The sequence below is a fragment of the Bacillus sp. AFS031507 genome (genome assembly GCF_002584635.1).
Classification (GTDB): Bacteria; Bacillota; Bacilli; order Bacillales; family Cytobacillaceae; genus Neobacillus.
The window spans coordinates 1-22631 of sequence record NZ_NUOW01000020.1 but is presented as its reverse complement, the minus strand read 5'-3'; the positions used below and the strand labels follow the sequence as shown (position 1 = coordinate 22631).

Here is a 22631-nt window from a genome sequence, read left to right as displayed (position 1 = left end):
TATTAATGTTCATTCATATTAAGAGAGTCCTACTGGTGCGCTATTACGATATCACACCTAAAGGGCTGGTTCGCTAGAATAGCCGTTGAATTTATGTTAAAGTGAAGAAAAAGCTTGAAAGGATTTTAGCATGTTCAAAAGTGCACCATTTATACTGGATGACTCCTTTACAATTGTAAATTATCATATACCATTACTAGAAATAAAAAAGAAACTTAACGAGTACAATTTTGTTATTGTATCAGGTGGAACCTACTTTATCATTACTCATGATGAAAACAGCCTGATGGCCTTAGGTGACGACTCCATACCCATTATTGATTGGCTTGAACAGCTCCATTGGCTGGAATCCACCGTCATTTCTGATGTCAATGAAATCGATACCTCTGTTGATTGGCGCAGACCGGTTCTAGTTAAAAACGAAAAGGGAATAATCGGTGTTTTTTCAGCTGAAAAGAGGATCGAAATGCTTGAAGAAGAAAACCGCCAAGTTTCTGCTTATTTTCAGACCTTAGCGGAGACGATTAATGAATCGGTTACAGCGGTCGATCAAGCGGGACATGTCGTCTATTGGAATACTACAGCAGAAGAAACCTATAAGATTAAAAAAGAGTACATTCTCGGAAAAAAAATAGGGGAACACTTTCGTGATGAATCGATTGTCCTTCACCGAATTTTAAATGAAGGACGCCCGGTAAGAGGGCAATATCATCGACCTGATAAGGATACGCATGTTCTCATTAACGCTTCACCCATCATGATCGAAAATAGGATTATTGGCGGCGTCGCGACCGAACAAAATATCACGAAAATTATCCGGCTAAACGAAGAATTGGATTCAAACTCAACCTTGCTTGTTCAAAAATCCAATCCCTTTTCATCTCTGGTAAGCGGGAGTCCTAAATTTCAAGAAACCTTGAAGATTGCGCAAAAGGTTGCCCATGCGGATATCCCCATCCATTTAACAGGGGAACCTGGGTCTGGTAAGGAAATGCTGGCACAAGCGATTCATTATGGCGGCACAAAAGCCGAAGGTCCTTTTATCACCCTAAACTGTTCGGTCATCCCTCCTGCCTTGTTGGAAATGGAACTTTTCGGATTTCAAAAGGAAACCTTTACAGCGGAACAACTAACCTTACAAATCGGTCGGATCGAGCAAGCATTAGAAGGTACGTTATTCATAGAAGATATTGATAAGATGCCGCTTCAGGTCCAAGGGAAACTATTAAATTATATGGTCGATCATCGTTTTTACCGGGTGGGTGGAGTTGAGAAAATTACCTCGCCCACACGAATCATTACCTCCACCTCAGAATCGATTGAGGTTCTCGTGAAACAAGGAAATTTTAACGAGCAGCTTTATTTTCATTTATCCGTTATTACGATCGATATCCCGCCATTAAGAACCAGAAAAGAGGATATCATTGCTCATGCCCAGAATTATATTCAAGAATTCAGTTCTAAGTATAAAAAGCCTGTCCCGGAGATCTCTTCTGAAACGATGAACCAGTTAGTGTTCTATGATTGGCCAGGAAACATTCGTGAGCTTAGAAACACAATGGAGCGCTTGGTTCTCCTTAATGACAAATCCGTTATTACCGATGAACATTTGCCTGATAATATGAAGAGTCAGTTGATTGTGAAACAAACGAATAGCCCAATAGGGGAAAGCGATCAACAGGTAGATGTTGTAATAAATTCTGAAGTGTTAGAGATTGAGGAAGCATTACGGAAAACGTATGGAAATAAAAGTGCAGCCGCTAACCTTTTAGGGATTTCAAGAGGGACATTATATAACAAAATAAAAGAATTTGGATTAAATTAAACGGAAAATACACCAACATTGGTGTATTTTTTGTTGAATCTTTACTTTCCTTTATATTTGAAGGAATGGGGTTCCTAACACAGTTTCTCAGTTTAATTTTTGAATTAAGAAAAAGCCTAAGTTCAACAGATGATCTGATTGACCGTTTTTGAAACATTAAGGATTACGATTGCTTTTGCCAGTCTAATCGTTGCCGTAATGTCATTTACATACATATAGGAGGGTAATGCTTTGTCATATATTCCAAAGCAACAGCGTGATAAGGTGAGTTCTTATAAAAATTTACGTTCTTTATACGAGCAAAACATCACTGTGAACAGTATTTCAGAAACTATGGATACTTGTCATCTTCATGAAGATGCCGAAATGATTCGAAGGATGATGGTTATAAAAGACTATGATGTTTTAGGTGTTGAAGATAAGGGAATCGTCATTGGTTATGTAGTTAGAAATGAATTGAAGGAAGGATCCTGTGAAGAATATTATCGGAGTTTTAGTCCGACGGAACTCGTCTCAGAATCAACACCACTGATCGATACGTTATTTTTTTTAAAAGAGATAGATAGAATATTTATACTAGAAGGAAATAGGGTAACAAAAGTTGTGACACTTGCCGATCTCCAGAAACCTCCGATTCGAATGTTATTATTTGGGTTGATTTCATTATTAGAGATGCACCTTTATCGGATTATTAATCATTATTTTCCTGAAGATACCTGGAAGACACATTTAAATACCAATCGAATCAGCTTAGCTGAGGAATTATTTTCTCTTAGAAAGTCACAAAATGAAGCGATCCAATTAAGTGATTGTCTACAGATTTGTGATAAAAGAGACATTGTCCTTAATGAGAAACCATTAAGGGAACGTTTGGGTATTGAAACAAAAAGCAAGGGGAACCATTATTTCAAACAATTAGAAAAATTAAGAAACAACTTGGCACATTCCCAGAATATTAATACCCAAAATTCTTGGGATGAAATGTTCTTGCTAATTGAACAGACTGAGAAATTATTAGGAGCATGTGAAAAGATGTGATGTTGAATTTCTACAGAAAGTGTTTCAAGTGGTATGTAAAAGATTAATAAATACAAGGTGAAGGTAATGGGTTAAGTTGTGAAAACATCAATAGTAGTGGAAAAACTGTAGGTAAGAATCCTACAGTTTTCTATTTTAAATCCTTCAGAAAAAAAGCTGACTTCAAAAGATCACATTTTAGTGATTTGAAATCAGCTTTTTTAACGTATCTAAGAATTTCATATTCTATCCAATCCTATTTACTGAGTAGTATTTTTTCTTTTTTTCATTTGATTTTTATTATTTTTATTTTCCTCATCTAAGGAAGAATTTTCATTATTGTGAGATACTTCTTCTTTTACAGTAGCTGCTGAAACCGGTACATAACTTTCACTTTCACTTTCATTTTCCTTAAGAACAGGAGATTCTGTTAGCGTCCCGCTCGCTTTTTCATTTTTACTGGCAGATGATTCTGATTTGTTTTTCTCACTTTGAACCGCGAGGGAACCTGTGCGTTTTTCGCGGGTTTCTTGCTTTTTAACCTCATTCATTATGCTTGCAATATCGGGATTTCCTTCCACAATCAAAATATTGGGACTTTCCGTAATAACCTCTTCTTGCTCTACAACGGCCAATTGGGTGACCAGTTTCTTTTCTTCCATTGGCGAGGGGATAGAGCGCTCAATCCGCGCTTCTTCTTTTCTAATGATATCCTGTACCTGCTTTGTTTCTTGAATTTTTCGCTTGCCTACAATTACTTCTTCAACGACTACCGGTCTTTTCGTTACTTCTATCCGTTCTTCCATAATGGGGATACGAATAATTTCATCCGCAGTAAACGGGCTGCCATCAACCTTTCCATCAATGACAGGACGGCGCTCTACATATATTTCTTCTCGAATGAGTGGAACATGCACTGTTCGCTGCTCTTCAACTACTTCTTTATGGAGCTGTAATTCGCCGACTTGGACACGCTCTTTTATGATATCAAGCTGTTCTTCACGGAGTTGGACGGCGTTTGTTTTTTCAGTCTCATATCTTTCAGTCTCATATTGTGCTTTATTAACAGAGCTGTCGTAAGTTCCATTCGTATCAACCAGCAAAATCATTTTCCCTTTATTAATTTCCTCTTCACACAGTTTTGCCGTAAATACTGGTAGTCCTCTTTCAATAAGCCTGTTGGATAGAGTGTTTACCTTTCCTCCGCCCATTCCTGCAGTCATTATGGTAATAAAGTTATCCATCATAACACCTGCTAAAGTACTCACTTGTACATCCGCTTCTACCATGACTCCAGTGTGTGAAATGACCAATGGAATGCGACTTCTATTTTCTGCCACTACCATCATATCTGTTTCACGATGCCCCTGACGTTTCAATTCTTCAATCGCATACAAGACTTCTTGCTCCGAATTAAAGGTTCCAATGATTCTTTTTTCCATACTCATTCTATCGTACCTCCTAAAATATAGTTAATGTGGAATATAAAGTACATCCGCATTTAAAGTATATCTACCCGAGAGGTATCCACTTGAAACATGTAAAAATCGAAATGAAGGATAATATTTTGTAAAAAAAATAAGAAGTTTACCTAAAAACAAGTCAAATAGGCACATTTCTAGAGCTACTTTACGAAATTTAAAAATAATAACCAACGTAAATGTGACGCAACCACCGCCAAAAGCGACACGATAACGTATAACGAATAAACGAAGTGCCGATTTCTATTAAAGAGAAATTGTCACTATTTTTATTTTATAGGGGGAATTATGAAAACTTTAAAGTATAATATGAAATATGTTTGTAGGGAACAGTAACAAACATATTGAAAATGAATATCTTCTGCACCAATCAGGTATTGAACAGATTATGAAAGGTAACAAAAATGAGTATAATAAAGGATTTTTTGCTGCAATTAACGTTTATGGTAATACCCATTTTTACGTACTTTACATTTATTACGGAGAGGGTAAAAAGTGATAAAAATAGAAACGTAATAATGTCCATTTTGTGGGGCATATCAATATTATTTTGCATGTCCTTTCCAGTGAGCTTTGGCCAAAATGCTCGTTTGGAGTTAAGAATTATTCCTCTATTATTAGGGACCTTATACGGCGGATTTTGGCCAGGCATCTTCCTTTCAGTGCTAATCATACTTTATCGACTTTATTCTGGAATCAGTATAGGATTTTATAATACTTTTCTTGTCTTATTATTTACATTGCCTGTTATATTGTTTTTTCAAAAATCATTTGCAAGTTCGCATAAAGATAAAAGGATTAAAATTGCTGTTGGTCTTTCCTTTTACTACTGTCTAATTGGCCTTACTTTTTTTGGTATTCTAAGAGGTTTTTCCATAGATCATCTTAAAGTACCGATTATTCATCTTATCTTTGTAGTGGTAGTTACTTGGTTCTTCACTATGTTAAATGAAACGATTAGGGAGATTCATCAGCTTCGATCAGAAATGCTGAACTCAGAGAAATTACGAGTGATAAGTGAGTTAACAAGTGTTTTCGCTCATGAAATTAGAAATCCGATGCAAGTGACTCGTGGCTTTCTGCAACTTCTAGACGAGCCTGATTTGCCTAAAGAAAAGAAGGAATATATCCAAATTTCCATTGAAGAATTAGATCGTGCAAATGAAATTATTAATGATTTTTTATCCTTTGGAAAACCCACAATAAATAATAGCGATAGAATCGACGTAGGTTATCAGTTACAACGTGTAGTAAATATCCTTCAGGGTTACTCCCTGAAACATAATGTTGAAATTAAAACTGATTTTTTGGATAACTGTTGGATTTATGCTAATCCTCAAAAATTGAACCAGTCATTGATTAATATTTTAAAAAATGCGATAGAGTCTATGCCGAATGGTGGAATGGTTTGGATTACATGTACTTCAACAGATGATGGATATATAAAGATTATCATTAAGGACCAAGGAATTGGTATGACAAAAAAGCAAATAGATATGCTTGGATCTCCGTTTTATTCCTTAAAGGAACGTGGGACAGGACTTGGAATGAGGGTAAGTTTTCAAATTGTCCATTCTTTCAATGGTAAAATACAAGTGAACAGTGAAAAGGATATAGGGACAGAAGTTATTATTCTTTTACCCCAGATATCCTAAAGATTAACTATTAATGTGAGAATGCTGCACAATCCCTTTTTTTGATTAGGAATAGTAACAATTTTTCTGCAGAAAATACTTCTATTAAATTCAAAATAGGAGTGTATATATGGAACAAACACTTTATGAAAAAGTTGGCGGAGAAGCAGCGATTGCAAAAGTTGTGGACTATTTTTACTCCGAGTTGGTACTTAAGGATGAGACAGTTAATCATTTTTTTAAAGAAACGGATATGGAAAAACAACGCCGTCATCAGTCAAAATTTATTAGTTTTGCATTAGGCGGTCCAAATCAATATTCTGGTCAATCTATGGCAAAAGCTCATCAAGGAATGAATCTCCAACCAGCCCATTTTAATGCTATTGTAAAACATCTTCACGATGCTCTTGCTCATTTTGGAGTGAATGAAAGAGACATAGATACAGCTTTAACTCAAGTAGCTTCACTAAGAGACGATATTTTGTATCAATAACTGTTATTCTGCTAATGGATCCTAGAAGGAAGATCGAGCTGCCACTAAGGTAGCTTTTTCTTTTTAACAATGTAAGTTTGGACGTTTCTTTCTTAAGAATATTGTTAATCTCCAGGCCTGGCACGACCCGGAGAATGTTCTTTAAGAAATTTTTACTTTCTAAACTCATTTAATCTTTCATAGGTTTCAAGTAAGAAATCATAAAACAATGCTTCGGTTGGGAGCAGTTGACGTTGTGTCGGGTAGATGACACCGACTGTGCGTGTGAGACTCGCATCTGATATGGAAATCACGACGGTGGAGCGCGGGGTGTTATCTACCAATGTCATCTCTGGCATCAATGCTACCCCTAAGCCAGCAGACACTAACCCTTTTAATGCATCAATATCTTTCCCTTCGAATGCGATTTGTGGTGAAAAACCTGCATCCTTACATGCTTGAACAACCTGTTCGCGAAATACAAATCCTTCAGGTAGGACACAAAATGGGTCATTTCTTAAATCCCGTAAACGAATCGATTCCCGATCAGATAATGGATGATGAAGTGGGAGGAGGGCAACGATATTTTCTGTAAATAACGTAACTCCTTTGATTTTTTTTTCTTTTTCCGGATTGGGCATGGGTGCCATCATGGCCAAATTAAATTCCCCATTTACCACACCATCAATTAAATCATAATAAAGGGCATTGCTCATTTGAAATTTCGCATCCGGGTACCGAGTGCGAAAAGCATAAATGATGGAAGGCAATGTATGGGCGGCCATGCTAATAGGGAACGCAATTCGAACGGTTCCTTTTTCCGGATTTAAATTTTCTTCTACTTCTCTCTTTGCATCCTCCATCAAATACCACACGTGTTTCATACGATCATAAAAAATTCTTCCTATTGGGGTTAACTTTACGCTTCTTCCCTCACGAATAAAAAGTTTCACACCTAATTCGTCTTCTAAATTGAAGATTTGCCTGCTAACGGAAGACTGGGCAACATGTAAGACATCTGCTGCCTCTGTTACATGCTCTCTTTTAGCCACTTCTAGGAAATATTGAATTTGCCTCGTCTCCATTTTTTAATCACTCCAGATTCATGCGTTAAATGCATTAATTTCATCGGAAATTAAGATTGAAACTATTAATTATAAAATTATAAAATGAAAATACATTTAAGAAAAGTAATTTTTCACTGTATTTAATAAATTTTTAGGGGCGAACATTATGAAAATGCTGGACAAAGTAGAAGAAAATCAAACGCAAATCGTGAAAGATTACGTAAATCGTTTATTTGAAAGTGTTCAAATGCGTAATCCAAATGAATGGGAGTTCCAACAGGCGGTTAAAGAAGTACTTGATTCTTTAGTACCTGTCCTTGTGAAAAATCCGATATATATCAAACAGGCCGTTCTAGAAAGAATGGTCGAACCAGAGCGAATGATTACCTTTCGGGTTCCATGGGTAGATGATAAAGGGAATGTAAAAGTGAATCGTGGATATCGTGTCCAGTTTAGTAGCGCGATTGGACCTTATAAGGGGGGACTAAGATTTCACCCGTCTGTTAACGCAAGTATTATCAAGTTTCTCGGGTTTGAGCAAATCTTCAAAAACTCATTAACAGGTCAGCCAATAGGCGGTGGAAAAGGCGGTTCCGACTTTGATCCAAAAGGTAAATCTGATTTAGAAATTATGCGCTTTTGTCAGAGCTTTATGACAGAGCTTAGCAGACATATCGGGCCGGATATCGATGTTCCCGCTGGGGATATAGGAGTAGGGGCAAGAGAGATCGGTTATATGTTCGGGCAATATAAAAAATTAAAAGGTGCTTATGAAGCAGGTGTGCTAACTGGAAAAGGCATAGGTTATGGAGGAAGCTTAGGCCGGAAAGAAGCGACAGGATATGGATTGGTTTATTTTGTAGAAGAAATGCTGAAACGTCAGGGATTAAGCTTTCAAGGAAGTACCGTTGTGGTATCTGGTTCAGGAAATGTTTCGATTTATGCAATGGAAAAAGCGATGCAGTTTGGTGCAAAAGTGGTAGCATGCAGCGATTCAAACGGCTATGTTTATGATCGAAATGGAATTAACTTAGATACGGTTAAACGTTTAAAAGAAGTAGAGAATAAAAGAATGATTGAATATGTCAAAGAACATCCAGATGCTATCTATCAAGAAGGGTGTTCAGGCATCTGGGCGATCCCGTGCGATATTGCTTTACCGTGTGCAACGCAAAATGAGGTAGATAAGGAAGCGGCAGAATTGTTAGTTTCAAATGGGGTAAAGGCAGTGGGCGAAGGTGCAAATATGCCTTCTACTCTAGAAGCCATCGATACCTATTTGTATCATCATGTTTTATTTGCACCTGCCAAAGCAGCAAATGCAGGCGGGGTTGCAGTCTCCGCGTTAGAAATGGCGCAAAATAGTGCAAGGCTGTCTTGGACACAAGAAGAAGTGGACCTGAAATTACAAGGCATCATGAAAGATATTTATTGTAAGAGTATGAAGGCATCAGAAGATTATGATGCTCGAGGAAATCTTGTTGTCGGTGCTAATATAGCTGGATTCGTAAAAGTAGCTAATGCCATGATCGAACAGGGTGTTATATAAAATATTCTATCTTGTTATGATAATAATAGAATATTGATACCGTTCAAAACAACGATAAAAGGTCACAGATTGGTGGCCTTTCATCGTTGTTTTTTCTTTTCTATCAATCGTCTACTTATCTTTTTAAGTAACGTGGAAGCAATAGTCGTTTGAATTTTTGTTAATTGAACAAACTGAGAACATATTAGGAAAATGTGAAAAGATAGGTAATTATTATATCGAAAAAAATAATCGATATATCTATTGCTTTATCTATGTATATCGATTAAAATTTATCGTAATAGTGAAAGAATGGAGGGCTGGCATGTCAGGTATAAAAAAACAAGACATTCTAACAATCCTTACATTTGTGAGTCGTAAGGATATAAGTAGGGAAGACTTGCTTGGGGCACTAAGTGAGGAAATCTCTAATTTCGATACAATCATTGAGTATTTGCTTAACGAAGAAATGGTTGTAAATAGAAAAGGGATGCTTTCAATTACAGAAAAAGGCTTAAACCAAGCACGCCACTTATACGAAAAAAAATCTCATCATAGGAAGCCAGGAAAAAAGAAGCCTGGAACACGAAGGGGACTTATTCAAATAGCAGTCCTTCAGCTGCTTAAGGAGGAGCCGCGACATGGCTATGAAGTGATGAAGCTGCTGGAAGAGCGGAGTAAAGGTGTGTATTCTCCGAGTGCAGGAACAATTTATCCAGCTTTGCAGGATTTATCCGAAAGAGGTTTGATCTCAATTGATGAACAAACAGATAAAAAAGTATGTACGTTAACTCCTGATGGCTTGGAATTTCTGTCAGAGACGGTTCACGATGAGGATCAGGTGTTTTGGGAGGAATGGCGCCTTCATTTATTGTGGAAGCAATCGAAGGAAGCTGGATTACTGCGCGAAGAGATGGATAAATTTCAATTGGAGTTTCAATACGCAGTAAGTAAAGTATTGCACGAGCCTTCACTTGCACCAGAACTTGCCGAAATCATTAAGAGCGGAAGGGCTCACTTGATTCAGTGGTCAAACAAGAACTGAGAAAACATATCAAACGAATACCCATGTAGAAGGTTTTCCGCGCTACAAGGTACAGGACAGATTTAGGGAAAAGATTAGAACAAATAGGAGGAATTTTCTTGGATATCATCGATATTATCTATTCTCGACGTAATATAAAAAATTTCAAATCAGATCCGGTCACTATAGAGCAAATCAGCAAATGGCTGGAAGCCGGCTCAATGGCTCCCAATCATAAAATGACTGAACCATGGGAAGTGTACATGGTTGGTGTGGAGACAAGAGAAAAGTTAAACCACAAAACCAATTTCTTCCATGCACCTGTTGTACTTGCCATTTTATCCAAACACGGTGCCAATGAAATTGAAAAAGTAGAAAACGCACATGCTACAGCCTGCTTTGTACAAAATTTTAATCTAGCCGCTTGGGCAGAAGGGGTTGGAACATTCTGGTCATCCATGGGGGCTGCTCCGAAAAACCGTGAAATTCTAGGTGTTCCGGATGGGTATGATGTGATTGGGATCTTTGGTGTAGGGTACCCAGAAGAAATCAATGAACCAAAAGAAAGGACTCCTATTCAAGAAAAAATAAAGTACCTTTCTTAAAAAAGGAAAATTACGAGTTTTACATAATATGGTATAATTACAATTGATTTAGAAGTAAAAATAAGTGCGGTATAAACACCAATCCAAAATTTTCGAATAGCCATGCCAATCGAATGAATAGTAAAAAAGGAGAAATAACAATGCCAAAACAATTTTGGATTAACTTGCCGGTAAAAGACATCAATAAATCAAAAGAGTTTTATAGCAAAGTAGGATTTATTGTTAATGAGCAACATGGCAATAGCGACCAAGCACAATTGATCATCGGGGATCATAATGCTACGGTTATGCTATTTCCAGAGTCTACTTTCGAAAACTTTACCAGACAGGTAATTGTTGATACAAAGCAAGCTACGGAAGTATTGCTATACGTGGATGCCGACAGCAGAGAAGAAGTAGATGTAATGGCAAAGAATGCAGAAGAGGCTGGCGGTAAAATATTTGGAAAGCCTTCAGAGAGCCAAGGATGGATGTACGGCTGCGGTTTTACAGATTTGGATGGTCATCGGTGGAATGTGTTGTATATGGATATGAGCAAAATGCCGAAAGAATGAGATAGGATTATAAGGGAAATATTCTGCGGCGATAAGAGCATTTATGTAATATCGATTGTAGCGGATGCCTTCTGCGATACGTCCAACTGCGTTCAAATGTCCGCCTGCGTTGGGTCATCCGCCTTTACTTATTTGTTAACGAAAATTTTCAATATAGTTTACGACATCTCCCACCGTTTGAAGCGTCGCTGCAACTTTGTCACTAATTTCGATAGCGAATTCATCTTCAATTTCCATCGTCAGGTTCACCATATCAAGTGAATCAGCTTCGAAGTCATCTTTGAATGATGCTTCCGGTTTAATATACTCCATTTTCACTCCCAGTTGGTCTGCGATAATAGGTTTTAACTTTTCAAATGTGGTCATTGTGCCATCCCCCTAAGTATTTCATAACCTCCATTATAACAACCAATATCGGAACGGAAAACATAAAAGTATTGCCAATATCCGGCGAACATCTCCCTTTCTTAGTGTTCATGGTTGATTACTTAAACATTACAAGACAATACCTTGTTTGATGATTTCGACTTTTACATTCGTTTGAATCTTTATATTTTTAAAATAATCCTTCTTATCTAGTATTTTCCAAGTATTGGGGTGAAACGCGATCAATCTCCTCCCAATTCCAAATACATCACAATTCGCCTGCTGTAAATTTGTTATAACCTGTTTCGCGTCTTCTGTAAGCTCCTTTGATAAAACCTTGTTTAGTCGTTCTATATCTTTTGGAACATCCCCTTTGGGATATTCTTCTACGTTTATCTTTAAATGTAGGTTTAATTGAACAGAAACCTCTCCATTTTTTACATGAACTTTTAATTTTCTTTTCATATTGTTGACATTATATGAAATATAATTTTTTATTTTCTGCTGCTCTTTTTTATTCACTCGTTTTGTAAATCGTGCGTATTTTCCTTTTTTGTTATTCAATAAAAGAAGGAGGCATGAATCTTGCGGCGATAAACTTCCCGAATATTTTTTTTCATTCATTAGGGCTAGGCCGACCACTACTGCGCTTTTCTTTTTATTCATTTTAAGATAAGGGAGGACGATATCTTCTCCCGGATCAATCATTTCTGAGGCTAGTGTCTGGATGGTTTGAATCGGAACGATCGAGTTTTCTTCTGCGCTAGTAAGAGCTTCTTGAATATATTCGCTAACGTTTGGCTCATGTTTTGGATTAATTTCAAGCAGGTTCACCGCTTCACCGGCCACTACCCCTAGTGTCGCCCCAAGCGAATTGCGCGGATCTCTCCAAATGACATCTAATGGTGGATAAATACCTGCAGCCGCCATCCGCTCGCCGAACAAAATCAGTTTATTTTTAGATGAATCTAATATTCCAGATACTTCTCGATCGATTTTAAGCCGACAATCCCTTGGTGTATGACCTTTTGCAGAAAGTGTTTCACTTTTTACCCTAGCTTGCGGTCCCTCGGAGGACTCCTCGACTATGGGAATGGAAACCCCTAATAACATTTCGTCGTTATCTGCTAAATCATAACTTAATATCTGTACCAATACTGCATTTTTCATCAGGTGCTGGTCCCAGCATCCAGTAAGTAATAAACATAGAAGTACAAGGATAGGCTTTTTGCTTTTCATGGCTTATTCACCACTTCTTTTTTCGATAAAACCCACGAGAGAATAAGTAAAAGTACAGGTATGATGCCGATGAAAATATAGTGCGTCGGCCCAAGAAAGTGATTAAAATTTTCAAAGTCTCTTCCTTGATCAGGAAGAAGAGCCAAAATTAAATAGAATCCTGCAACAATAGGCAGGAAGCGGGCATAGTGTTTTTTTCTAAAAAGGCTGGCCAACCCCATTGCAGATAATAATAGCCAGTTCGCAATCGAAGTTGCAACAACTACAAGCCAGAGCGATAAGAAAAATAAATCCGTCCTTTCGATAACCTGAAACGAATAGGCTTTAATCATATATAATAATGGCTCTGGAGTCAGTCCGATATCTAAATTGGGTTCGAAATAGACAAGGGCTGCAAACACCAAAAAGGTATAAAAGAAGGTGACAAAAATGTTCGCTGTTGTGATAGCGATCAGCTTCTCTTTTCCGGAAGCTTGCACATAGGGATGGATAAAAAGAAACAGTTCAAAGCCCAACATAGAGAAAGCAGCTTCTTTTGAACCTTTCAATATCGTTAGAATGCTATGGTCCCCTACTGGAAAGATATACAGGAAGTTCGCATCCTTCATTGCATACACAATCAACATTAATAATACAAACAGAATGGGGGATACCAATACATAAAATCTCGCAATACTGGTTAATCCTGCACTGACGATGTAAATGCAGGTGATGAGGATTAAAACCATTGTAATCCAATTAGGGGTACGCGGTAAGATCCATTTATCGAGGATATCACTATATCTTGCTAAAACTAAGCTCCCTGTTACCATAAAATAGAGTGCATAACTGAGAATGAATAGCTTCCCGACAAATTTCCCCAGTAATTTTGGAAGTATTTCGTACAAAGATGACGAAGGAAATCTTCTGCTTAGTCCCCAAAAGGCAAAAATAATCGCCTGCGAGATGACTCCTGCTAGTAGAGTGGAAATCCAGCCATCCTGTTTGGCTAATAATGCCACATCATGGGGCAACGATAATATTCCTACACCAATTTGGGCCTGGATAATCATAAAGACAAGCTGTTTGTTCGTAATTCTATTCTTGTTTTGTTTCATTACTATCCCATCCCCTTGCCAAAGATTGCTTTTTAAGGGTGTTCGGTTTTGAATCAAGCGGACGTGAATTAAATTTCCATAGGGGCAAACGGATAAACGTATCTTTAATGTCTTTTAATCGAAATGGTGCCCAAGGTGCAAAGTAGGCTGTGCCAAATGATTCTAACCTGCATAAATGAGCTAAAGTAAACATAAACCCAAAGGTAATCCCTACAAATCCAAAGGTTGATGCCAAAATCATATGGGGAAAACGCAAAAATCGTACGGCATCACTCATTTCTGTGGTCGGGATGCTGTAGGCTGCAATAGCTGTAATCGCCACAACCACAATCATGGTATTCGAAATGAGGCCTGCACGGACAACTGCATCACCAATAACCAAACCTCCGACAATACCGATGGTTTGTCCAATCCTTGATGGAAGGCGTACCCCCGCTTCACGAATCAGTTCAATGGTCAACTCCATGACAAGTGCTTCAATTAACGGAGGAAAAGGTATATTTTTGATTGAACTTACAACAGGGAGAACTAAATCATCCGGCAGTACTTCAAAATGAAAACCAATCACCGCAATATAAATAGCAGGCAAATTGACCGCAATGAAAATGCTTACGAGCCTCATGGAACGGATAAAGGTTCCGATCATCCAGCGTGAATTATAATCATCAGGTGAATGGAAAAAGGCAAAAAAAGTGACGGGAATAATTAAACAAGCAGGAGACCCTTCCATCAACACCGCCACTCGTCCTTCATTCAGATGACTTACAACACGATCTACTCTCTCTGTACTTAAAACCTGAGGAAAGGGTGACCAGGTGGAATCTTCGATCAATTCCTGAAGAGCTCCAGTACTGGGGATATAATCCATTGAAATATGATGGACCCTCCGTTTAAATTCGGTGACCATTTCATTATTGGCAAGGTCTTTCATATAAACCATAGCTATTTTGGATTGAATCTGGTCACCCACTGTTATATGTTCCATGGTAAGGTTTGCAGTTCTACAAGATTTCCTAATTAAATGAAGATTGGTTGAAATATTTTCGATAAAACCTTCATGAGACCCCTGAATGACTTGTTCATTACTAGGTTCTATAATGGTCCTCTCTTTGGAGAGGCCAACTTCCACCATGTAGAACTCTTTGACACCATCCAAGAACAGGATACAGGATCCATTCAAGAGTGCTTCTTGAGCTTTGAATAAGTTATCTGATTTAAGAAAGTTAGAATAAAGTACACTTGCGAACGGGGTACACTCCGATTCCATCATGGGTTTTACAATATCTCTTTGAATCTTATCCTTATCTGCCATCGTATCTAAGAAAATCAAAATTCCCCGATTATTTCTTTCATTTAATTCCTTAATCATTAAATCAGCTGAATCGGAAAATGTATGTTTAAAAAAAGAAATATTTTCATCGATGGTATGGAAAACGTCCTTAAAGAATATAGAGTCCTGATTTGAAGCAATTGGTTGGATATCCTTTTTCATGAACTTTTTTAAAGCAGGGTAAATGAATTTCATTTTTTTACTCCATTATCAAAATGTTTCCATTATCATCCCCAATATATGGTATAACTATGTATTTGCTTGTTCTAGTTAATAATAATGAAGTCAATGCTAAAAACACTTTGGTTGATGATATAGGTTTTGGTAGTATGATTAGTTGTGAAGTAAATGATAATCAAATAGACAAAAGATTTGATATAAAAAGAAAGGAACTTTAGATGAATACATCATTAGAAATGCTGATCCATTTATTCGAACGAGCTGCCTTGCTCTTGATTTGCCTGTTCTTTATGATACGGATCCCGAGATTTAAGGAATCGCTTCAAAAAGACCACCATTCTCCAACCGAACGTGTCGTCATTACCCTTGTGTTTTGCTTATTTGCTATATTTGGTACATATTCAGGGATTCATGTGGAAGGGTCACTTGTGAATGTCAGGATTATTGCTGTCGTTTCGGGGGGAATCTTGTTTGGCCCCTGGGTAGGAATTATTACCGGTATTGTTTCAGGAGTCCATCGATATTTAATAGATATTGGTGGACCCACTTCGATCCCATGTCTCATTACAAGCATTTTAGCGGGAATTGTTTCGGGTTATATTAACCGAAGAGTGAAGAGGTCCTTACGCTGGGTTTATGGAATAGTTGCCGGCATGTTGTCCGAAATATTGACGATGGTGCTGATTCTTGCGATGGCGAATCCATTTGAACTAGGTTTGGACATTGTTTCTAAAATCGCTTTTCCGATGATTGTAGGAGAGGTAAACATTGGCCTAATTGTATTGCTTGTGATGAGCGTCGAAGGTGAGAAGGAATTGATTGCAGCGAGACAGGCAAAGTTAGCCTTAGATATTGCAAACAAGACACTGCCTTATTTTCGATCTGTTAATTTTGATTCTTTGAAGAAGATTTGCCGTATTATAAAAAATGATATCAAGGCCGACGCGGTTGCGATTACAGATACGCATAATGTGCTTGCTTATGTTGGCTTTGGAGAAGAACGATATGTAATCGGGCAGGAAATCATTAGTGATTTGACAAAAGAGGCGATTCACAGCGGGAAATTCATCATTCGGAATCAAGTGGCCGATCACCATACACCCCAAATTCACTCCCTGCTCATTGTTCCCTTTGAGGAGCATGGCGAGGTGACGGGAACACTTAAGATCTATTACCGCAAAGCCTATAAAATGACCTATTCGCTGCAAACGATGGCCATCGGACTATCGCAAATCATCTCCACACTTATGGAGGTTTCCCGGATTGAACAGATTAGGGAAGGGGCGAACAAGGCGGAGCTGAAGGCTCTCCAAACGAAGATTAATCCGCACTTTTTATTTAATGCCCTAAATGCAATTGCCTCCACCACACGCAGAAATCCGGACAAGGCACGTGAGTTGATTATTAATCTTTCTGGCTATATGCGTTACACTTTAGAAATTAGTGATGAATTGATTAATATCCATAAAGAATTGGAGCAAGTCCGTGATTACGTTGAAATAGAGAAGGCGCGTTTTGGCAACCGGTTAACGGTGGAATACGATATTGACGAAGTAAATGTAAATATCCCGAGCCTGCTCATCCAACCTTTGGTCGAAAATGCCATTATTCATGGGATCTTAACGATAAAGGGCCCAGGGGTGGTGACGATAGCGGTTAAGGATATGGGGAATAAAATAAGAATTAGTGTGATGGATACGGGGGCTGGAATTAGCGAAAATGTCATTCAGCATTTGCTGCATGATGATGTACCGGCCAACAAAATAGGTTTGTATAATGTTCACCAGCGAGTGAAACTCATTTATGGACATGGATTGGTCATTCACCGCTTGTCACCAGGAACAGAAGTTTTTTTTGATATCGTAAAGGAGAACCTATGAGAGCGATTATTGTGGAAGATGAAGTTCCAGCTCGTGAAGAACTGGAGTATTTAGTGGAAGCCTATAGTGAAATTGAAGTGACCCATTTCTTTGATGATGGCTTAGATGTTTTAAAATTTTTGCAGGAGCATGAAACAGATGTAATCTTTCTTGATATTAATATTCCTTCCTTAAATGGCATGTTGTTAGCGAGTACCATAAGTAAATTTACAAAAAGGCCTTATATTGTCTTTACCACTGCCTACAAAGAGCATGCAGCGCAAGCCTTTGAACTTGAGGCCTTTGATTATATTTTAAAGCCCTATGACGAGAAGCGGATTGCTGGGATGTTAAGCAGGTTGGAATCTGCCTTTAAACGAGATCACGTCGAAATAACGATCCCGAATAGCAACCTTAAATCTAATTTGAATTCTCAAGGACAGCAAAGAGAAATCCCAACGCAGGCTTCTAATCGAATCAATTTGAAAAAGAACGATAAAATTATCGTAACAGATGCGAATGATATCTATTACGCTATCGCCAACGAAAAAGTTACATTGGTGTATACCAAAAAGGAGGAGTACACCATGCCGATGAGCATAACGGAATTCGATTCCCTATTGCCTGAGAATCTTTTCTTTCGCTGTCACCGTTCGTATACAGTTAACTTGACCAAAATCCTTGAAATTGTTCCATGGTTTAATCAAACCTACATGCTCCGTCTGAAAGATCTTACAGCGGAAATTCCGGTAAGCCGAAGCAAAGTGAAAGCGTTTCGACAAATTATGCATCTATAACCTCCATTCATTCCGAATAATAGGCATCTCATTCTGAAAACGGTTTCTCTCTTTTTTTCAATGCTATGATGATCATGTAAATAAAATCAATTAAAGATTCTGATGTTAAACATGATCATTTTTATAAGGAAGAAAAGAGGAGATCACAATGAAATCAAATACAGATCGTCGATGGCTGATTGTGTTAGGAACTATTATCGTACAGATGGGTTTAGGTACCATCTATACGTGGAGTCTTTTTAACCAGCCGTTAGTAGAACTCTTTCATTGGAAGTTAAATTCAGTTGCTATTACTTTTTCAATTACGAGCTTCGCCTTGGCATTCTCTACTTTATTTGCCGGGAAGCTACAGGATAAATGGGGGCTTCGCCGTGTAATTGGTTGTGCAGGTCTTGTGCTGGGAGCAGGCTTAATCCTTAGTTCCCAGGTATCATCATTATGGATGCTTTATATTTTAGTAGGGGTTGTCGTTGGGGCAGCAGATGGCACAGCTTACATCACATCCTTATCTAATTTAATTAAGTGGTTTCCAGAGAGAAAAGGACTTATTTCTGGAATTTCTGTTGGTGCGTACGGTACGGGCAGTTTGTTATTCAAGTTCATTAACGGTTCACTTATCCAATCTGTTGGGGTGTCTCAAGCCTTCTTTTACTGGGGAGTAATTGTCCTGATTTTGGTTGTGGGTGGTTCATTCCTTGTCCGGGAAGCAAAAATGAGTCATGAGCCGCAAACCGTTGGTGGCAGTATCCAAAAAGATTATACAGTTAAAGAAATGCTTAAAACAAAGCAAGCCTACCTATTATTCTTTATTTTCTTTACAGCGTGCATGAGTGGTTTATTCTTGATTGGGATCGTGAAGGATATTGGTGTTCGATTGGTAGGACTTGATATTGAAGCAGCAAGTAATGCAGTGGCATTGGTTGCCATATTTAATACAAGCGGGCGCATCATTCTCGGGGCCTTATCAGATAAAGTGGGCCGTTTAAGAGTGGTATCAGGTACACTTGTTGTAACAGCTGCAGCAGTAACAGTATTAAGCTTTGTGCAGCTTAATTATGCCTTGTTCTTTATCTGTGTCGCTGGAATTGCCTTTTGTTTTGGCGGTAATATTACGATTTTCCCTGCAATTGTAGCTGATTTCTTTGGCTTGAAAAATCAGAGCAAAAACTACGGCATCATTTATCAGGGCTTCGGAATTGGAGCCATTTCTGGATCATTTATTGCTTCTGCCTTAGGTGGTTTCATACCTACATTTAAGCTTATTGCTGTACTGAGCATTGTTTCATTACTCATCGCATTGACCATCAAGGCACCAAATTTTGGCGAGCCGAAAACGAAGAAGAAAAGGAATCATGGAGAGATTCGCAATCTTTCACCAGAGACACGAGCAAGTTAATAGAACTATATACAGAAAAGGCAGCGAACCCAATCGGGGGCGTTGCCTTTTCTTTTATCTGGTAAAAAGCAGTGGGAAAACAAATTGATTCAATCACCTTTTATTATTTGAGCCCTATCCTCCATTTGTGGAGGTTCTTCAAACCACCCATGCTTAATCTTAATTTCAATTCCTTCTTGTCCGTAGAAATATATATCTTTAGCAATTAATGAAAACTTTATAGAAATATCATTTCTTAAACTAAAAAAGGTTCCAAAACTACCTCCTACAAGTCCAAATCCATTGAGAAGGTAGACGCAATGCATCATGAGATTATCCGAAAATGGTGCCATTGTAGAAGTAGTTACCGTGCTTCCAGATGTAGCAGAGAAGTGAACATTACTCTCTAAAAGCATTTCCTCGAATGTTTTGATTTGTTTCTTACAAAGTTCAATTCCTTTTACAAAATATTGTTTAACATCTTTGTTAACTGCACATTGTGCGAAACCAGTAATCAATTGCATCCCAATATTATTTGTCTCAATTCCATGGTGAATAATACCAAGCTCCATGTCATTTAAAGTCCTCTTGTCACCAAAAGGCTTAAATCCTTGCATGTACTTTTTACTTCTAATAAATTCAGTTGTTTTTGGCATAGTAACTTTTGGGGGAAGGGTAAGAATCCCTTTTTCTAGCAGATAAAGGGTAGACAATTTATAAAATTTTTGAGTAACAGAAGTAAGTCCCTCATAAATCTGAATAACTTTATCGTTATATGCCATATTCATATTAATGGTGTACATACCCATGCTAACTTCTTTTAATATACGGACCAACATAATATCAAATCCATTATCGAATAACTTAGGAGCTTCTACGTTGACGTTTTCTTTTGTGTATCCAACAGGTTTCGCCATTTTTTGGTTTGTAAATATCTCTTCCATTTGCACAACAAAATAATTCAGTTCTTGCCACAAACCGCCCATAATATTCCTAGCTTCTTGGTCATCCGATTTCTCTATAAAGTATTCCAACATTCTCATAATAAGGGTTTTTTCTATGTATGTAAGCCAAAGTGTACCCACCTCTGGTGCACTTATTGGGTTTGTTAGAATCAAATCTATAACCTCCATGACTTTTTAATTTTAGTGTGTTCAAAGGGACGGGAATTAGTCAAATTTAAAACGTTCCTTCTATCAGGAGTCGAGCCTACTTCTTTTTCGGAATAATTCTTAACCTTATACCATAATAAGACAATAAAAGAAAAAAGCGTAAGGATGTGGTATATTAGGGGAATATACAGGTTATTTATTATGGAAAAAATATTTATAAAAATAGGTTTTAATTCGGAAAGAAAGAGTGATACATACCTTGAAATACAAAGGAAGAATAGTAACAACCTTAATTAGTATAATTGTTGGAATACCTTATGTTGCTTATAATTATAAAACACTTCAAAGTTCGATTCGGACGTTCATAGATACAACCGTTTTGATTGTAACTACCGTGATACTCTGGTGGCTGGGAAAACAATATGATAAGGCTAAGTTTTATTCCGAAAAAGACTATTTAACTGGGCTTTATAATAGACGTTTTATTGAGGAGATTTTCCCAAAACTAATATCATCAGCGAAAAAAATTGAACAACTTAGTATATTAATATTAGATTGTAATGACTTTAAACAAATAAATGATACATATGGCCATAAATATGGAGATCTGGTACTTGAAAATATTTCGACTATACTTTTAAAAAGCACTAGCGTCAGTGACATTATCGCAAGATGGGGAGGAGATGAATTTTTAATCATTTCCCCCTTCTCAGATCAAACTGAAACTGAAGTAATGATTAAGAGGATTGAAAACGGATTGAGAGAACTATCCCAGAAGACAGAAAAAAAAATTTCAGTTTCGGCTGGATTTGCTATTTATCCAAATGATGGAAAAGATATGGATAGTCTAATTAAGATTGCTGATAAAAATATGTATAAATTAAAAACCTTAAGTAAAAAAGCTACCCTTAAAAAAATATGAAACTATGAAAAAATATCATTCAATTACTTGGAGCGATTGTTCAATAAGAGCAGTCGCTTTTTTACTAACGAGGAGGGTTGTTCAATTAGAAATGATAATTATGTGTGAAAAATGTTCAGATAAACAATGAGGCAATTTTTTCACTCTTCACAAATTCTTATGATTTTTCACTAACGGTAGTTTGTGTTTAATTAAGAGTTGCTGCTGCAACTCTTTTCCTTGTTCCGCTTACGGGGCAGTTTCTTTCAATATAATAAAATGTTATTGACAAAAAAATTTATAAGGATTATTATTATCTCAGATTCAAGATAAATTAATTCAAGATTTTTTAAGGAGGTGGAATTAATGGAGAGGAAATGCAATAATTTGCCCTTTCTGTTATTAATGCAAACATCTAAAGCAATTCATGATCGAATAAAGGAAGAAATGACAAAAAACAAGCTTGGTATTACGGATTTTTCTGTTTTAGAGGTACTTTATCAAAAAGGGAAACAAACCATTCAACAAATTGGAAATTGCATATTGGTCTCAAGTGGTTCAATGACCTATTGTTTAGATAAGCTAGAACAAAAAGGTTTATTAAGCCGAAATGCCTGTCCAGATGATCGCCGGGTGATACATGTGACATTAACTGATTATGGAAATGAATTGATGAACGAAATCATGCCGAAATATCATGAGCTTATTAATCAAATGTTTAAATCATTAGATTCTGATGAGGCAGAGATATTGGTGCAGCTTTTGAAAAAAGTAAGGAATAAAGTTTAAACTTTCATTTTTTTTAATACATTATCTCGAATTCGAGATAAATAACATTTAGGAGGGTTTTAAGATGATAAATATTGGTTTATTAATCATTCGTTTGGTAATTGGTTTACTATTTGTGGGTCACGGTGCTCAAAAATTATTTGGCTGGTTCGGTGGCTATGGATTGAAAGGAACCGGTGGATGGTTTGAATCCATAGGCATGAAACCAGGAGTAACCATGGCTCTTTTCGCAGGATTAGCGGAACTTATTGGGGGACTTTTATTTGCTTTAGGACTATTAACGCCACTTGCAGGAATTATGATTGCAGGGACTATGGTAATGGCTATTGTAAAAGTCCATGCTCCAAACGGATTATGGTCAACAGCAAATGGATATGAA

General features: G+C 37.3%; 21 protein-coding genes. 14 read left to right on the top strand and 7 right to left on the bottom strand.

The window, feature by feature from the left end; translation table 11 throughout:
- Positions 1-130 precede the first annotated feature (130 nt).
- The gene (locus COE25_RS18530; RefSeq protein ID WP_098933655.1) at positions 131-1825 is read left to right on the top strand and encodes a sigma-54 interaction domain-containing protein; all 1695 of its coding nucleotides are present in this window, start codon (positions 131-133) and stop codon (positions 1823-1825) included.
- Between the two features lie 231 nt (positions 1826-2056).
- Complete coding sequence (locus COE25_RS18525; protein ID WP_098933654.1) at positions 2057-2863, top strand: hypothetical protein; 807 nt, start codon at positions 2057-2059, stop codon at positions 2861-2863.
- A 239-nt stretch (positions 2864-3102) separates the two neighbouring features.
- On the opposite strand, the gene COE25_RS18520 is transcribed toward COE25_RS18525, so the two are convergent.
- Positions 3103-4290 carry a YsnF/AvaK domain-containing protein gene (locus COE25_RS18520; protein ID WP_098933653.1) on the bottom strand — a complete coding sequence of 396 codons (1188 nt, stop codon included), beginning with the start codon at positions 4288-4290 and terminating at the stop codon, positions 3103-3105.
- A 437-nt stretch (positions 4291-4727) separates the two neighbouring features.
- Between COE25_RS18520 and COE25_RS18515 the strand changes: the two genes are divergently transcribed.
- Together COE25_RS18515 and COE25_RS18510 are read left to right on the top strand one after the other, a co-directional pair.
- On the top strand, positions 4728-5978 hold the full coding sequence (locus COE25_RS18515; RefSeq protein ID WP_098933652.1) for an ATP-binding protein: 1251 nt from the start codon (positions 4728-4730) through the stop codon (positions 5976-5978).
- 109 nt (positions 5979-6087) lie between these two features.
- On the top strand, positions 6088-6450 hold the full coding sequence (locus COE25_RS18510) for a group I truncated hemoglobin (RefSeq protein ID WP_098933651.1): 363 nt from the start codon (positions 6088-6090) through the stop codon (positions 6448-6450).
- Positions 6451-6602: 152 nt separating this feature from the next.
- Here the strand turns inward: COE25_RS18510 and gltC are convergent, their stop codons facing one another.
- Positions 6603-7514 carry a glutamate biosynthesis transcriptional regulator GltC gene (gltC, locus tag COE25_RS18505; protein WP_098933650.1) on the bottom strand — a complete coding sequence of 304 codons (912 nt, stop codon included), beginning with the start codon at positions 7512-7514 and terminating at the stop codon, positions 6603-6605.
- 148 nt (positions 7515-7662) lie between these two features.
- On the opposite strand from gltC, the gene gdhA reads away from it, so the two are divergent.
- From gdhA to COE25_RS18485, 4 genes are all read left to right on the top strand, one after another.
- On the top strand, positions 7663-9045 hold the full coding sequence (gene gdhA / locus COE25_RS18500) for an NADP-specific glutamate dehydrogenase (protein WP_098933649.1): 1383 nt from the start codon (positions 7663-7665) through the stop codon (positions 9043-9045).
- Between the two features lie 304 nt (positions 9046-9349).
- The gene (locus COE25_RS18495) at positions 9350-10069 is read left to right on the top strand and encodes a PadR family transcriptional regulator (RefSeq protein WP_098933648.1); all 720 of its coding nucleotides are present in this window, start codon (positions 9350-9352) and stop codon (positions 10067-10069) included.
- 98 nt (positions 10070-10167) lie between these two features.
- A complete protein-coding gene (locus COE25_RS18490) occupies positions 10168-10653 on the top strand; it encodes a nitroreductase family protein (RefSeq protein ID WP_088087621.1) in 486 nt (161 codons plus the stop codon).
- Between the two features lie 140 nt (positions 10654-10793).
- Positions 10794-11207, top strand: coding sequence for a VOC family protein (locus tag COE25_RS18485; RefSeq protein WP_098933647.1), 414 nt, complete (start codon positions 10794-10796; stop codon positions 11205-11207).
- A gap of 135 nt (positions 11208-11342) precedes the next feature.
- Here COE25_RS18485 and acpP read toward each other — a convergent pair whose 3' ends face one another.
- The 4 genes from acpP to COE25_RS18465 all read right to left on the bottom strand — a co-directional run bounded on the left by acpP (position 11343) and on the right by COE25_RS18465 (position 15434).
- Complete coding sequence (gene acpP, locus COE25_RS18480; RefSeq protein WP_098933646.1) at positions 11343-11573, bottom strand: acyl carrier protein; 231 nt, start codon at positions 11571-11573, stop codon at positions 11343-11345.
- Positions 11574-11702: 129 nt separating this feature from the next.
- Entirely contained in the window at positions 11703-12812 is a 1110-nt protein-coding gene (locus COE25_RS18475; protein ID WP_098933645.1) for a Ger(x)C family spore germination protein, read from the bottom strand.
- On the bottom strand, positions 12809-13909 hold the full coding sequence (locus tag COE25_RS18470) for a GerAB/ArcD/ProY family transporter (protein WP_098933644.1): 1101 nt from the start codon (positions 13907-13909) through the stop codon (positions 12809-12811). Before COE25_RS18470 ends, COE25_RS18475 begins: the two co-directional genes overlap by 4 nt.
- Positions 13890-15434, bottom strand: coding sequence for a spore germination protein (locus COE25_RS18465; protein WP_098933643.1), 1545 nt, complete (start codon positions 15432-15434; stop codon positions 13890-13892). Before COE25_RS18465 ends, COE25_RS18470 begins: the two co-directional genes overlap by 20 nt.
- Positions 15435-15637: 203 nt before the next feature.
- On the opposite strand from COE25_RS18465, the gene COE25_RS18455 reads away from it, so the two are divergent.
- From COE25_RS18455 to COE25_RS18445, 3 genes are all read left to right on the top strand, one after another.
- On the top strand, positions 15638-17299 hold the full coding sequence (locus COE25_RS18455) for a sensor histidine kinase (RefSeq protein WP_098933642.1): 1662 nt from the start codon (positions 15638-15640) through the stop codon (positions 17297-17299).
- Entirely contained in the window at positions 17296-18075 is a 780-nt protein-coding gene (locus COE25_RS18450) for a LytR/AlgR family response regulator transcription factor (protein ID WP_098933641.1), read from the top strand. The genes COE25_RS18455 and COE25_RS18450 overlap by 4 nt, the downstream gene beginning before the upstream one ends.
- A gap of 148 nt (positions 18076-18223) precedes the next feature.
- On the top strand, positions 18224-19471 hold the full coding sequence (locus COE25_RS18445) for an L-lactate MFS transporter (protein WP_098933640.1): 1248 nt from the start codon (positions 18224-18226) through the stop codon (positions 19469-19471).
- A gap of 89 nt (positions 19472-19560) precedes the next feature.
- On the opposite strand, the gene COE25_RS18440 is transcribed toward COE25_RS18445, so the two are convergent.
- Complete coding sequence (locus COE25_RS18440) at positions 19561-20583, bottom strand: DUF3231 family protein (RefSeq protein WP_098933639.1); 1023 nt, start codon at positions 20581-20583, stop codon at positions 19561-19563.
- Between the two features lie 238 nt (positions 20584-20821).
- On the opposite strand from COE25_RS18440, the gene COE25_RS18435 reads away from it, so the two are divergent.
- The 3 genes from COE25_RS18435 to COE25_RS18425 form a co-directional block, all read left to right on the top strand.
- Entirely contained in the window at positions 20822-21484 is a 663-nt protein-coding gene (locus COE25_RS18435; RefSeq protein ID WP_180247541.1) for a GGDEF domain-containing protein, read from the top strand.
- A 345-nt stretch (positions 21485-21829) separates the two neighbouring features.
- Positions 21830-22252, top strand: coding sequence for a MarR family winged helix-turn-helix transcriptional regulator (locus COE25_RS18430; protein ID WP_098933637.1), 423 nt, complete (start codon positions 21830-21832; stop codon positions 22250-22252).
- Positions 22253-22316: 64 nt separating this feature from the next.
- Positions 22317-22631: DoxX family protein (locus COE25_RS18425; RefSeq protein ID WP_098933636.1), on the top strand; the 315-nt coding region annotated here is incomplete at its 3' end.